Genomic DNA, 12,299 nt, shown 5'->3' with positions numbered 1-12,299 from the left:
ATTTGACTAGTCGGTATCGCCGAAGTTGCGACGTGCGATGTAGTGTGCGATATAGAACGTCACCAGTCGCCACGCAACGAACGAGATGGTGACCGCGCCGATGATGGCGATTATCAAAGGAGCCGCTGCCTGGATGATCGGCACCACGATCGAAAGAGCGATCGCGATGCCGAGTACCGACCAAGCAACGGAAGGAAGACGTTTGATCATGAGCCGTACCTCCTTCGAAAGTACTGCTCGATGATCTCTGCCTCATTGGCGTAGGTTGCGGCTCGCTGCTCGACTTTCTGGACGTACTCGTTGACTGCGCGTCTCTTCAGGCGCTTGTCGAAGAAGGCGAGGGCGAGGAGTACCAACCAGATCGGGATTCCTAGGATGAACAGAAATGCAAGTGCGCTTAACAGCTCCATGATTTACCCTTCGGGGCTTCAGTATCTTCCGATGTTCATTCGGCGACTCTCGGTTGAGCGGGTCTGAATCGAGAGTTACGCGGCTGATGCCACCTGAGACGTGAAGTAAGGTCGCCGCACTTACGGGGACAGGCAGCGTCTCCTGTCCCCGTAAGTGGTCCTGCGACCTAATGGCGATATTTCATCGCGTTCGGAGTGCGGAGTACGTACTCATCAAGTGCGCGATTCATAGCGATCATGCTGCGTACGTACTCCATGCGATCGGCGTCTTGATCGAGCAGACGGCGATCGTGGACTGAGAGTGGCGCGGGTTGAACTGTGGTTTCGCGCCGACTATCAGGTTGAGACTTGTTGCGCTGGAAGGCCCACCAGAACATGCCAGCAAACCAGACTGCGATGACTGCCGCTGCAATGATCATTTCCATGGTCACTGCCCCATCATGCGTCGGCGCTGGCGCTCGGTGACGTTTGACGCGAATGCCGTCACGAAACCGTGAACAATGGCATTGCCAACCTCGTCATTGCCTACTCGTGCACGTCCGGCCTCGGAAATATTGAGAGCCCAGTGCAAGTTGTCCGTGCTGGCCATGTACTCGAAGGCGTTAGCTTCTTGTTCCAGTGCCACCCGAAGTGCGTACTGTTCCAACAGCCCGCTCGGTGATGTGGTGCTGACTTCGGTCGGTGTCCCGTTGTACTCACCGCGAGTAAGTTGCTTCTTCACTTGAATCTCCTTGTGGGAGTTGAGGCACCGCCACAAGTGGCGCGGTGCGAAGCGGTTGGAAGCGACGTTCAAACCGCCTGTATCGAACTGCGGTTGAAGGCGCTTCCTGTGTGGAGTTTTCAATCTGCGTCGATCCGTTGGCTTGCGATCTGGAATGAACTTAACAGCTGTGAAGTTCGTCGTCAACGACAAAGTTCAGCACCGAACGGCAAATCTGACACGCGGCATATAGCTTGCGCCGACAAGTGACGTACGCTACGGGCATGACTGATCGCTCAGACGTTCCTCGGGATGCTGCAATGACTGCAAGCGCACGAACCAAGCGTCGGCGGACGCGGAACTTCATCCTTGACGCGCTTGGTGAGCAGAGGTGGGATGACCGCAAGATGTTTACCGTGATCAATGTGGCGAAGGCGGCAGGCATCAGCACTCCGACCTTCTATAGCTACTTCCACGGGCTTGACGAAGCTGTGAGGGCCTACTTGCTTCGCCTTATTGCTCCGAGTGAAGTGGTCCACGAAGAGCCGCCGCAGGAATTTCATGAATCCTGGCAAAGGTTGAGAGTGATGTCCGCGGACGCGATTTCACTACTGACAACGTCGGATGCTGCGCCTAGTGCATTTGATCAATCCATCGAAAGTCATCGCGTACCAGACGATTTGGAGTTTTCCGCACCCAATGTTCTCAGGGATCGGCTGTTCTACGCCATTCTGATCGGCTATCGGGTTAGTGTCGAACTAGATGTTCGGTTTCCGTTGGCGCGCGTAGACGTGACTGCCGGACTCTTCGTGAAAGAGGCGATCGACGTTGTAGAGCGATACCTGAATTCGGTTCTAGACAACGAAGATCAAGTAGCAATCAACTACCACGTATACGGTGCAATCTATGCCCGCCGCATCTTGAACTTTACTGACGAAGAGGATGGTTGGGCCACTGCTAGGAAGGCCGCTGATGCTCTCACTGAGTACCTGACCGCTAAGTACCCTACGCCTTCCATTCTATCTGAATCAGTTCAGGATCAAACCTCCACTTAGACTTGTACTTTGGGTACTTGTAGCCCGGCACATGGGGGAGGGGGTGGACAGAGATCCGATCAATGAGTAGAAACAACAGCGATCGCTGCCATTCAAGTGTCTCGTTCTCCCATCGTTCACGGAGGTCGCCGCTTACGTCCGTCGTGTTGACTGCCTCGCTCACTAACTCGGCATCAATTTGCTTGGTGATGAGCGCTAAGTCATTGTCTGCCTGTGTCTTTGCGCGTTCGAACTGCTCGCGTGTGAGAAGTTTGTTGACGTAGTAGTCATCCGTGATCTCGTTGATTGACGATTCTAAGGCTCGCTGTTGGTCGTTCAGAGTCTTCAACGTGTCTGCGCTCGTCTTGTGTTTGTGGAGTGTCGTAGCGAGCTCAGGTGAGTTGAGGCGGAACATAATTGAGTCCACAACCAGGTCGATGATCGGCTCGACCATTCGCGAAACCTTCCCGCATCCGTGCTGGCGACCCGTTTGATTGTCGGTCTTTCCACAGGCTGCAGTGGTCTTGTATGACCCATCCCGTTGCTGTTTGCTTTTATGGAACATCTTCTCGCCACAGGCGCCGCAGATGAGAAACCCCTTCAATAGATGCTTGCGCGCCCGTCCGGGATGAGGTGACTTCCTTCGGCTGATGTCGATCGCAAGTTTGAGGTTCGCCCACTCGTCTGGACTGAGGATTGCAGGTGACTGGGCGGGATACTCGACACCCTTGTGCAGCACGATCCCCGCATTGATCGGTCGTATCAAGACGTTGCGAACCTTGAGTGAGTTCCAGTCCTTCCCGTGGGTCGTTCGGATGCCTCGTTGATTCAAGCTGACTGCAATCGACCACCACGACCGCCCGACGACGAACCTCTCGTACATGTCACGGATGATGGCGGCTTCGCTCTCGCGGATAGCTTTGCGCTGAGGCTCGAAGCCGTAGGGACGCTGCCCACCGAGGTACTTGCCATCCTTGGCGGCTTGCAACTTGGCGGTCTGCTGGCGCTCGATCATGTGTTCGACTTCGTACCGGGCTGCCGCACCGATGATCCGAGCGTTGAAACGACCTGAGGGTGTGGACAGGTCAATGTGGCCGGCAAGAACGGTGTGGGTCGTCACACGATGGATCTCGGATACGTCAACATATTCCTCGAGTTCGACGGGAGATCTCTGTAAGCGGTCCTGATGGTATGCCAGAACCGTCCCGACAGCACCTGTCCTCATCAGCTCCAGCAACTGTTTGTAGCCAGGCCTGGGCTTTCCGGAGTACGCGCTGATGTCGTTGTCTACGAGTACGTGCTGAACCGAGAGGCCGAGGCGATCGGCCATTACGCGGCAGTCTGATTGCTGGCGTTCGACTCCAGCGCTCTTGCCTGTTTTATCGCTACTGATTCGGCAGTAGATTGCGGCGAAGGTGTTGGGAGAGTTGGTAATTCGGTCTTGCATCTGTACCCCTCATTGTATCAACGTGTGGGGCATTTCACAATCTTTCGACGAATGTGCCGAGATCGGGGTGAAGGTGCTCGAAGCGCTACGCACACCACTCGAAGACGGGGAAGTGCGAATCGCCCGGCGGGACGGAGTTGCTCGGTACCCGGCGCGGTTCCAGCTGATCCTGGCCGCGAATCCGTGCCCATGCGCGCCGCCGCGAGACGCAGACTGCGTCTGCGCACCCGCGGCGCGTCGCCGTTACCTGGGGAAATTGTCTGGCCCGTTGTTGGACCGAGTCGACATCAGGGTCCGGATGCAAGCGGTAGCAACCGGAGCGCTGATCGACGAAGTGGGGGAAAGCACCAGCGATGTTCGTGCGCGCGTGGCGGCGGCTCGAGACACTGCAGCCCAGCGGTGGAGTGAGTACGGGTGGCGGACCAACGCGGAGGTACCAGGGCCGGCGTTGAGACAGAAGTTCAGACTCTCGCGTGCAGCGCTGGCACCGGTGGAACGGGCGCTGCGTAAAGGTGTGATCACTGCTCGAGGGGCGGACCGAGCGTTGCGGGTTGCCTGGAGTGTCGCCGACTTGGCAGGTGAGGCGATGCCCGGACCAGATCAAGTTGTCACCGCACTCGACTTCCGCGACAGGGGATTCCAATGACTGCACACGACCCACGACTACTCGCCTGGGCATATCTGTCCCGCGTCGTGCAGGGCCCTAGCGCGTATATGTCCATGTTGATCGACGAGCTCGGGGTCGAAGAAACTGCGAGGGCGGTCCGCAACGGCGATCTGCCACCCGCGATCGAGGAGAAGACGCGAGCCCGCGCTCACATCGACACAGCCCAACGAGACCTCGACCTGATGGAGGCGATGGGTGGCAGACTCGTAACACCGAACTGCGCCGATTGGCCGGCGTGGCGAATGCTTTCCTTTGACGGACTCGATCCCTCCGGGGGTGAGACGGCGCCATTTGTGTTGTGGGTGTTGGGGTCCGGGGATCTGGTAGATCTTACGGAGAGAGCCGTCGCAATTGTCGGCACGCGGGCATCTACTGCGTACGGCGAACATGTGACGGCAGAGATTGCCGGTGACCTGGCTGTCGACGGATGGACCGTGATTTCCGGGGCGGCCTTCGGTATCGACGGGGCCGCGCACCGCGCTGCATTGGGCGTAGGGGGAACCACACTGGCTGTCTTGGCCTGTGGCGTGGATCGGGCGTATCCGTCGGGGCATGCGCGACTACTCAAGCAGATAGCGAATTCGGGTGCAGTGATAAGTGAGTATCCACCGGGTACAACACCTGCAAAGTTTCGGTTCCTGGCGAGGAATCGACTGGTTGCTGCGTTGTCGGACGGAGTAGTGGTGGTCGAGGCCGGATGGCGCAGTGGGGCACGCAATACCGCCAATTGGGCTCGAAAGCTAGGCCGTCCCGTCATGGCGGTGCCCGGACCGGTGACCTCGGCGTCGTCGACCGGATGTCACCGAATGATTCGCGAAGGTGAAGCCCAACTCGTCTCCAACGCCGTGGACGTAGTCGAAGCGTCGGGTCCGTTCGGTGTGGGTGATTCCGCGGAGGATGTCGCCGCGACGCGTGACATCGACGCATTGCGAGGCAATTCTCGATTGGTGTACGAAGCTTTGCCGGGAACAGGTTCCCGTAGTACCCGTGAGTTGTCCGAGGAATCGGGATTGCTCATAGCTCAGGTTCGTGCAACTCTTCCTCTGCTCGAACTCGAGGGGTTTGCGAGTTCTGATTCGAGTGGTTGGTTTCGGACGCGGTAGCGCGAGAACTTCATTCTGCTCTTCCTGTGGGCAGGTGGCGATGCTCACTAACTGTTCCTGCGACTGCGAAACGTGAATACCCTCGCGGTGTTGGTAATTGCACGTCAGGGCTGTTTTTCGTGAACTTGCTCGGCTGTGCGCAGCGTTATTCTCGACCCTGCTATCCAGACCTGGCGGTGAATTTCAACGGGCCTCAGGAAAGTCTCAGGTCAATGTGCTTAGACGTCTGATTAGTCTGGATCACAGTGAAGGTGGGTATTGATTGGTATGTCGTTAACCCGCTGCTAATTCGGACCATTGAGTCTGTTCGGAAATGGCAGAGGTTTTCGGACTTCTTTTGTTCATCAACGCTCTATCTGTGTATTGTGAAGGAGAATTGAATCGATCATTGAAAGAGGAGTGCAATGGCTGAGAAGCTGATTCGGCAACTCATCGACGACCTTGACGGTAAGCCGATTGACGATGGATTCGGTGATCGAATTGAGTTCTCTTACCAGGGAACGGATTACGTGATCGATCTGCGCGCCACCAATGCGGAGAAGTTCGACGCTGCGGTGAAGCCGTTCGTCGAGGCAGCTGCGAAGGTGAGCGGAAAACGCAGTAAGAAGGCTCAGGCTGCATCTCCGCAGGCCACGTCGGGTTCCGGACGCTCCAAGGAGACGCTCCAGGCCATTCGCGACTGGGCGGGTAAGAACGGTTACGAAGTTGCTCCGCGTGGGCGTATCAAAGCGGAAATCATCGACGCTTTCGATGCTGCACACTAGGCTGAATTAAATACCTCCTCTGGCTCCTGGCGAACCGCGTCAGGAGCCAGAGGCGTATTGCGACCCGGAAGCGTATTTTACTGTTGCTTTGCTAATTTCTCCGATAGTGATGTCCTGCCTGATCATCCGCTGGTTCGTGAGCCGATAATTTGGCTGCCCATTTACCGGGCAGAGTGGTCGGTTTATTTCGTTGCGTGCCGTCATCTGTCGGCGCGCTGGACGGATTCACCGTGGAGGCATTTTGCCCGTGCACTGCAATTGTCGTGTACCTTAGTTAGGTAACACTAACTTTCGGAAGGATCTTTCTGTGGCCAAGCCGACAACTGCATTGACGGTTCTGCGGACCGAACAATTGACTCCCCATATGGTGCGAGTGTTTCTCGGGGGATCGGGCTTCGAGTCGTTCACTCCCAGCGAATACAGCGATTCCTATGTAAAGATCGAATTCGGCACGCCTGATCAGCCGGTACTGCGTACCTACACGATTCGTTCGTACGATCTTGACGCCAAAGAGATTGCAATCGATTTCGTCGTCCACGGTGACATGGGTGTCGCAGGTCCGTGGGCCGCGTCAGTTCAGCCGGGCGCGGAGATTACCTTGCGTGGACCCGGTGGCGCGTTTTCGCCGTCACCAACCGCTGATTGGTATCTCTTCGTCGGAGACGAGACCGCAATACCCGCTATTTCGGCGTCGATAGCGCGATTGGCGCCGAATGCGGTCGGCTACGCCGTTGTCGAGGTCGGTGGACCAGAGGACGAAATCGCACTCGATGCCCCAGAAGGTATCGCGGTGACCTGGCTACATCGCGGAGCGTCATCCGACGCGGTGGGTGAAGAGTCGGCGGGTGACAACGCGCCAGTCGTCGCCGCGGTCAAGGCGCTCGAGTGGCTACCGGGCGAACCGCACGTATTCATTCACGGTGAAGCGCAAGCCGTCATGCATAACCTCCGGCCGTACATTCGCAAGGAACGAAACGTCCCGGCGTCGGCCGCTTCTATTTCCGGATACTGGCGTCGTGGTCGCACCGAAGAAGGCTTCCGCGTCTGGAAGTCCGAACTCGCCGCGGCCGAAAGCTAACTCGCTGCGGCCTTACCGCGAGTCAGCAACACGAGCGCAACGGCCGCGAGAACTCCGAAGGTGGGAATTGCAATTGCCATCGGAACTGCTGTGTCTTCTCCCGCAATTCCCACCAACGGCGAAACCAACGCCGCCAAGCCGAACTGGCCGGCTCCCATCAGGGCTGAACCGGTGCCGGCCGCGTTCGTGACCTCTCCTTGGGCGAGAGCGGTCGCATTGCCCATGATGAACCCGATGCTCGAAACTGCCACGAACAGCGGAACCAAGATCAACCAGGTATTCGTGGAACTGAAAACCACACTGGTGCAGAACAATACGGCGCCACCAGCGAGGAGCAGGCACACCCCGAATCGGAGTAGGGTGCGAGCTCCGATGCGACCGAGCAGGCGAGTGGTGATCATCGCTGCCGCGACCATTCCGGTGGCGTTCACTGCGAACACGATCGAGAATTGCGACGGACTCAGCCCGAGGACATTCTGAACGACGAACGGCGACGCGGAGATGTACGAGAACAGGGCGCCGAATCCGAAGACGAATGCGAGCGCATATCCGAGGTAGTGCTGATTTCGGACGACGTATCTCAGATTCGAGATCAGTGACTTCAATCCACCGCCGTGGCGTCGCTCGGATGGGAGTGTCTCGGGAACAAGCAAAACGACACCAGCCACCATCACGGCGCCCGCGACCGCCAGGATCCAGAAGATTCCGCGCCACCCGACGGGGCCGAGAAGTGCGCCGCCGATCAGTGGCGCGACCACGGGAGCGATACCGCCGATGATCATCATGATGCTGAAGAGCTTCGCTGCGTCGTCGCCGCGCGCCCGGTCGGCAATACAAGCACGGGCCAAGACGATGGCAGCGCCTCCACTCAATCCCTGGACGAGTCGGGCGCCGATGAGAAACTCGATGTTGGGCGCCACCGCGCACGCCGCACCGCTCAGCGCTGTAATGATCGTCGCGGCAAGCAGTATTCGCCGCCTCCCCAGTCCGTCGGAGATCGGACCGATGATCAGCTGGCCGATTCCGAGGCCGGCCATGAAGGTAGTCAGTGTCAGCTGAACGCTGGCCGCAGTAGTGTCGAGTGCATCCGCCATCAAAGGTAGGCCGGGCAGGTACATGTCGATGGACAGTGGAGCGATTGCGGAAATCAGTGCCAGTACACACAACATCTTCAGAGGAATTGCTCGATTCACCGATCAACCCTATCGGCGAGGCAGCTTGCAGTTTCAATCGCGGCGGGCGAGCGTGTGTTCATGACTGACGCATTGCCGGCGAGCTTGAGTGGTCACCTCGATGCGTATGCCGAGCACCTCCGACTGAGCCGAGGGCGGTCGGAACACACGATCCGTGCCTACGTCGGTGACGCGCGGGCATTGCTGACCCATTTCGCTGCAGGTTCGGAGACTGCAGATCTCGATGGCCTCGACCTAGGAGTCATGCGCTCGTGGTTGGCTGCCCAGAATGCCGTGGGAACGGCCCGGACCACGGTAGCTCGACGGGCGTCGTCGGCGCGCGGTTTCACGGCGTGGCTCGCGCAGACAGGACGCATTCCCGTCGACCCCGGTACGCGTCTGGCAGCTCCACCTGCCCGCCGCACGCTGCCGACGGTGCTGCGTCAGAGTCAGGCGATCGATGCAATGGATGCGGCCGAAAGCGGTGCGCAGCAACAAGAGCCGCTCGCGCTGCGAGACCGGCTCGTCGTGGAGTTGTTGTACTCCACCGGAATTCGCGTCGGCGAGTTGTGTGGACTGGACGTCGAGTCGGTCGACGCCGATCGACGCCTGCTGCGTGTGCTCGGCAAGGGAAACAAGGAGCGATCGGTGCCCTACGGCCTCCCCGCAGAATCGGCACTGAACGGGTGGCTGGAGCACGGAAGACCCGCACTGACTTCGGATCGGTCTGGGCGGGCATTGCTCCTCGGCGTCCGAGGCGGCCGACTCGATCAGCGTCAGGCTCGTTCGGTGGTCCACGAAACCATGGCTGCAATTCCAGGGGCTCCCGACATGGGTCCGCACGGGCTCCGGCACTCGGCTGCGACACATTTGCTCGAAGGCGGTGCAGACCTCCGTGTGGTGCAAGAACTTCTCGGGCACGCGAGTCTGGCGACCACTCAGCTGTACACGCATGTATCGGTCGAACGGCTTCGATCCGTCCACGATCAGGCCCATCCGCGCGCCTAGATTGTGAAGCGACGCGAGTTCTCGGCGGGTATTTGGTAGCGTCGCAGGTCAGAAGAGTGAACAATCGGCAAAGTTCGATCGTCGTGTCAAGACACTCGATTACATGCGATATCCGGGGGATTCGTGAACCGCCAAGATGTGAAGCACCCGCCGAACAGTGGCCAACCGGCCTGGCTGTCCGAAGCGCCGCAACCGGCTCCCATGCCGGTGTCGACGCCGGAGCCGGCGGCACGACCGCAAGAGGCCTGGGCCGCGCCGCCGCCGCCGTCGAGCCAGCAGCAGGTGACCAATCAGGACCTGGTTGCCGAAGCTTTACTGAAACGCCCTAAACGGACACCGCGCGGCGGCTGGCGAAGAGGATTGCATCGTGCGACCGGGGGCGTGGTCAATCTGGGGGATTCGACCAACGAACAGCGCAACCGCGCACTGGCCGCCAGAATCGAGCAGCCGATACGCAACGACTACCGAATAGCGTTGCTCTCGCTCAAGGGTGGCGTCGGCAAGACCACCGTGACGGTCGGACTCGGTGCGACGTTTGCTTCGCTGCGTGGCGACTGCGTCGTGGCGGTCGACGCCAATCCCGACTTCGGAACCTTGGCGCAACGTGTTCCGCTGCAGACAAATTCGACAGTGCGCGATCTGATCGCCGCGAGGCCGGACATAAAGAGCTATTCGGACGTACGCGCGCACACATCTCAGTCGCCGAGTCGTCTCGAGGTCTTGGCCAGTGAGCAGGATCCGGCGATTTCGGAGGCGTTCAGCGAGGACGACTATCGCCAGGTCATCGACATCTTGCAGGTCTACTACAACATCATCCTCACCGATTGCGGTACCGGGATCATGCACTCGGCGATGAACGGCGTTCTCGATCTTGCCAATTCGTTGGTTCTCGTCAGTTCTCCGGCAATCGACGGAGCGCGAAGTGCAGCGGCAACGCTCGATTGGCTTCAGTTGCACGGATACGGTCATCTGGTCGAACGGACCGTCGTCGTGATCAGCGCCGCCCGACCAGGGTCGAGCGTGATCGACATGGATGCGTTGGTGGACTACTTCATGCGTCGATGCCGCGCCGTCGAGGTCATCCCTTTCGACGAGCATCTCGCGGAGGGATCGGTCATGGATCTCGAGTTGATGCGACCGGCCACCAGGCGAGCATTCATGGAACTGGCAGCGATGGTTGCCGACGACTTTGCGGACGCCGTGGGTCGGCACGCCGTCTCCGAGTGGCACTGACTCAACCCCATCGGTCTCAACCCCCCGTCAGTGGCTTGAGTCTGAGCGGTTGCGACCGAACCAGTCCGAGTGGATCGAGATACTCGCGCCCTTTGCGCAGGCCCCAGTGCAAACACGCGGCGACGACGCACCCGTCGTGCCCGGGTTCGAGGGTTCCGATCACCGCCCCGGTTGCGATGCGTTCACCTGCTCGAACGTCGGCCGCGACGGGTTCGTAGGTAGTACGTAGGCCGCCGTCGTGATCAATCGACACCGTCGGCTTTCCCGCGACGACTCCCGCGAACGCCACGATGCCGTCGCCGGCCGCGAGGACGGATTGGCCGGGACTGCCGCCTAGATCGACGCCGCGATGACCGGGCAGCCAGTTCTGGGCCGGTTTGTCGAAAGCGTGTTCCACATGCGGCCGCGGAGTGAGCGGCCAGTCGAAACGCGCCTCTGCCGACGCCGTGCTTACGGCGACAAAGCAGAAAATCACAGCGCCGACCACTCCTTTTCGGGCTCCGCTCAACATCGTCATTGCTTGATCTTGCGTGGAGTCGTGCGCGCTTCAATGCAGATCAGACGGGTAATCCACAGGATGGCCGCCGATCCACAACCGCCGGTTCGGTCTGTTGCTTCCGGGGTGGTTATGGCATCGGGGGACGAGGACGTACACTTGTCGAGCGGTCTGTGCTCGCACAGTCCGACTTCGCGCGCCCGCGCACGTTTTCCGGCCTCGGCTGGTCCTGGTTCTCACGAAACAGGTCCGACGGCCGTGCGGGTGCCAGGGCAGGGATCACCCGATCGCCTGCATCAACCGGATTGAAAGTTTGAGGTACACAGCCATGGCTGTCGTAACCATGAAGCAGATGCTCGATAGTGGAACCCACTTCGGACATCAGACCCGTCGCTGGAACCCGAAGATGAAGCGATTCATCTTGACCGACCGCAACGGCATCTACATCATCGACCTCCAGCAGACGCTGACGTACATCGACAAGGCGTACGAGTTCGTCAAGGAGACCGTTGCCCACGGCGGCACCGTTCTCTTCGTCGGCACCAAGAAGCAGGCGCAGGAGTCCATCGCTTCCGAAGCGACTCGCGTCGGAATGCCCTACGTCAACCAGCGTTGGCTCGGCGGCATGCTCACCAACTTCACCACCGTCCACAAGCGTCTGCTTCGCCTCAAGGAGCTCGAGGCAATGGAGCAGACCGGTGGATTCGAAGGTCGCACCAAGAAGGAAATCCTCATGCTCACGCGTGAGATGACCAAGCTGGATCGCACCCTCGGTGGTATCCGCGACATGGCCAAGGTTCCTTCCGCGGTGTGGATCGTCGACACCAACAAGGAGCACCTGGCAGTTGCCGAGGCTCGCAAGCTGAACATCCCGGTCATCGCGATCCTGGACACCAACTGCGACCCCGACCTCGTCGACTACCCGATCCCGGGCAACGACGACGCCATCCGCTCCGCAGCACTGCTGACCAAGGTTGTCGCTTCCGCGGTTGCCGAGGGAGTGCAGGCACGTGCAGGACTGAGCGCCGACAAGGACGCGAAGCCCGAAGCCGGCGCAGGCGAGCCCCTCGCCGAGTGGGAGCAGGAACTGCTCTCGCAGGCAGCTCCGGCTGCAGAGGCTGAGGCAGCTCCCGCTGCAGAGGCTGAGGCAGCCCCCGCCGCAGAGGCACCGGCCACCGAGGCCTGAT

The 12,299-nt window shown here is 59.6% G+C and carries 14 protein-coding genes and 1 pseudogene; 8 read left to right on the top strand and 7 right to left on the bottom strand.

Annotated features, from left to right (window positions below):
• Window positions 1-6 precede the first annotated feature (6 nt).
• The 4 genes from ACFQ6Y_RS08615 to ACFQ6Y_RS08600 all read right to left on the bottom strand — a co-directional run bounded on the left by ACFQ6Y_RS08615 (window position 7) and on the right by ACFQ6Y_RS08600 (window position 1,131).
• Window positions 7-210 (bottom strand): hypothetical protein, encoded by a 204-nt coding sequence (locus tag ACFQ6Y_RS08615; protein ID WP_073512304.1) that lies wholly within the window; start codon window positions 208-210, stop codon window positions 7-9.
• Entirely contained in the window at window positions 207-410 is a 204-nt protein-coding gene (locus tag ACFQ6Y_RS08610; protein WP_378631059.1) for a hypothetical protein, read from the bottom strand. The genes ACFQ6Y_RS08615 and ACFQ6Y_RS08610 overlap by 4 nt, the downstream gene beginning before the upstream one ends.
• A 167-nt stretch (window positions 411-577) precedes the next feature.
• Window positions 578-841 carry a hypothetical protein gene (locus tag ACFQ6Y_RS08605; protein WP_154100371.1) on the bottom strand — a complete coding sequence of 88 codons (264 nt, stop codon included), beginning with the start codon at window positions 839-841 and terminating at the stop codon, window positions 578-580.
• Window positions 838-1,131, bottom strand: a complete 294-nt coding sequence (locus ACFQ6Y_RS08600) for a hypothetical protein (protein WP_154100372.1) — start codon at window positions 1,129-1,131, stop codon at window positions 838-840. The genes ACFQ6Y_RS08605 and ACFQ6Y_RS08600 overlap by 4 nt, the downstream gene beginning before the upstream one ends.
• Window positions 1,132-1,394: 263 nt before the next feature.
• On the opposite strand from ACFQ6Y_RS08600, the gene ACFQ6Y_RS08595 reads away from it, so the two are divergent.
• A complete protein-coding gene (locus tag ACFQ6Y_RS08595; protein WP_378631055.1) occupies window positions 1,395-2,165 on the top strand; it encodes a hypothetical protein in 771 nt (256 codons plus the stop codon).
• Here the strand turns inward: ACFQ6Y_RS08595 and ACFQ6Y_RS08590 are convergent.
• Complete coding sequence (locus ACFQ6Y_RS08590) at window positions 2,116-3,591, bottom strand: recombinase family protein (protein ID WP_378631052.1); 1,476 nt, start codon at window positions 3,589-3,591, stop codon at window positions 2,116-2,118. The genes ACFQ6Y_RS08595 and ACFQ6Y_RS08590 overlap by 50 nt on opposite strands.
• A gap of 46 nt (window positions 3,592-3,637) precedes the next feature.
• On the opposite strand from ACFQ6Y_RS08590, the pseudogene ACFQ6Y_RS08585 reads away from it, so the two are divergent.
• The 4 genes and pseudogenes from ACFQ6Y_RS08585 to ACFQ6Y_RS08570 form a co-directional block, all read left to right on the top strand.
• A pseudogene (locus ACFQ6Y_RS08585) lies at window positions 3,638-4,237 on the top strand (ATP-binding protein); the annotation flags it as partial.
• Entirely contained in the window at window positions 4,234-5,361 is a 1,128-nt protein-coding gene (dprA, locus tag ACFQ6Y_RS08580) for a DNA-processing protein DprA (RefSeq protein ID WP_378631049.1), read from the top strand. The pseudogene ACFQ6Y_RS08585 and the gene dprA, both read left to right, overlap by 4 nt.
• A gap of 404 nt (window positions 5,362-5,765) precedes the next feature.
• Window positions 5,766-6,125, top strand: a complete 360-nt coding sequence (locus tag ACFQ6Y_RS08575) for an Lsr2 family protein (protein WP_378631047.1) — start codon at window positions 5,766-5,768, stop codon at window positions 6,123-6,125.
• Between the two features lie 307 nt (window positions 6,126-6,432).
• A complete protein-coding gene (locus ACFQ6Y_RS08570) occupies window positions 6,433-7,203 on the top strand; it encodes a siderophore-interacting protein (RefSeq protein ID WP_378631044.1) in 771 nt (256 codons plus the stop codon).
• On the opposite strand, the gene ACFQ6Y_RS08565 is transcribed toward ACFQ6Y_RS08570, so the two are convergent.
• Complete coding sequence (locus tag ACFQ6Y_RS08565; RefSeq protein WP_378631361.1) at window positions 7,200-8,372, bottom strand: multidrug effflux MFS transporter; 1,173 nt, start codon at window positions 8,370-8,372, stop codon at window positions 7,200-7,202. The two genes, ACFQ6Y_RS08570 and ACFQ6Y_RS08565, sit on opposite strands and share 4 nt — an antisense overlap.
• Window positions 8,373-8,456: 84 nt before the next feature.
• On the opposite strand from ACFQ6Y_RS08565, the gene ACFQ6Y_RS08560 reads away from it, so the two are divergent.
• A complete protein-coding gene (locus ACFQ6Y_RS08560) occupies window positions 8,457-9,383 on the top strand; it encodes a tyrosine recombinase XerC (RefSeq protein WP_378631041.1) in 927 nt (308 codons plus the stop codon).
• Window positions 9,384-9,506: 123 nt separating this feature from the next.
• Entirely contained in the window at window positions 9,507-10,616 is a 1,110-nt protein-coding gene (locus ACFQ6Y_RS08555) for an AAA family ATPase (protein WP_378631038.1), read from the top strand.
• Between the two features lie 16 nt (window positions 10,617-10,632).
• On the opposite strand, the gene ACFQ6Y_RS08550 is transcribed toward ACFQ6Y_RS08555, so the two are convergent.
• Window positions 10,633-11,127, bottom strand: a complete 495-nt coding sequence (locus ACFQ6Y_RS08550; RefSeq protein ID WP_378631359.1) for a M23 family metallopeptidase — start codon at window positions 11,125-11,127, stop codon at window positions 10,633-10,635.
• 313 nt (window positions 11,128-11,440) lie between these two features.
• On the opposite strand from ACFQ6Y_RS08550, the gene rpsB reads away from it, so the two are divergent.
• Entirely contained in the window at window positions 11,441-12,298 is an 858-nt protein-coding gene (rpsB, locus tag ACFQ6Y_RS08545; RefSeq protein ID WP_003942709.1) for a 30S ribosomal protein S2, read from the top strand.
• The last annotated feature ends 1 nt before the right edge of the window (window position 12,299 follow it).

The organism is Rhodococcus sp. NPDC056516, from assembly GCF_042794655.1.
GTDB lineage: Bacteria > Actinomycetota > Actinomycetes > Mycobacteriales > Mycobacteriaceae > Rhodococcus_F.
The sequence above is the reverse complement of the archived record's forward strand: the minus strand, read 5'-3'. Positions and strand labels throughout refer to the sequence as shown.

Bases quoted from the DNA above. Each gene is read 5' to 3' on its own strand.
- ACFQ6Y_RS08615 (WP_073512304.1), bottom strand. From the start codon at position 210: ATGATCAAACGTCTTCCTTCCGTTGCTTGGTCGGTACTCGGCATCGCG.
- ACFQ6Y_RS08610 (WP_378631059.1), bottom strand. From the start codon at position 410: ATGGAGCTGTTAAGCGCACTTGCATTTCTGTTCATCCTAGGAATCCCG.
- ACFQ6Y_RS08595 (WP_378631055.1), top strand. From the start codon at position 1,395: ATGACTGATCGCTCAGACGTTCCTCGGGATGCTGCAATGACTGCAAGC.
- ACFQ6Y_RS08590 (WP_378631052.1), bottom strand. From the start codon at position 3,591: ATGCAAGACCGAATTACCAACTCTCCCAACACCTTCGCCGCAATCTAC.
- dprA (WP_378631049.1), top strand. From the start codon at position 4,234: ATGACTGCACACGACCCACGACTACTCGCCTGGGCATATCTGTCCCGC.
- ACFQ6Y_RS08575 (WP_378631047.1), top strand. From the start codon at position 5,766: ATGGCTGAGAAGCTGATTCGGCAACTCATCGACGACCTTGACGGTAAG.
- ACFQ6Y_RS08565 (WP_378631361.1), bottom strand. From the start codon at position 8,372: ATGTTGTGTGTACTGGCACTGATTTCCGCAATCGCTCCACTGTCCATC.
- ACFQ6Y_RS08560 (WP_378631041.1), top strand. From the start codon at position 8,457: ATGACTGACGCATTGCCGGCGAGCTTGAGTGGTCACCTCGATGCGTAT.
- ACFQ6Y_RS08550 (WP_378631359.1), bottom strand. From the start codon at position 11,127: ATGTTGAGCGGAGCCCGAAAAGGAGTGGTCGGCGCTGTGATTTTCTGC.
- rpsB (WP_003942709.1), top strand. From the start codon at position 11,441: ATGGCTGTCGTAACCATGAAGCAGATGCTCGATAGTGGAACCCACTTC.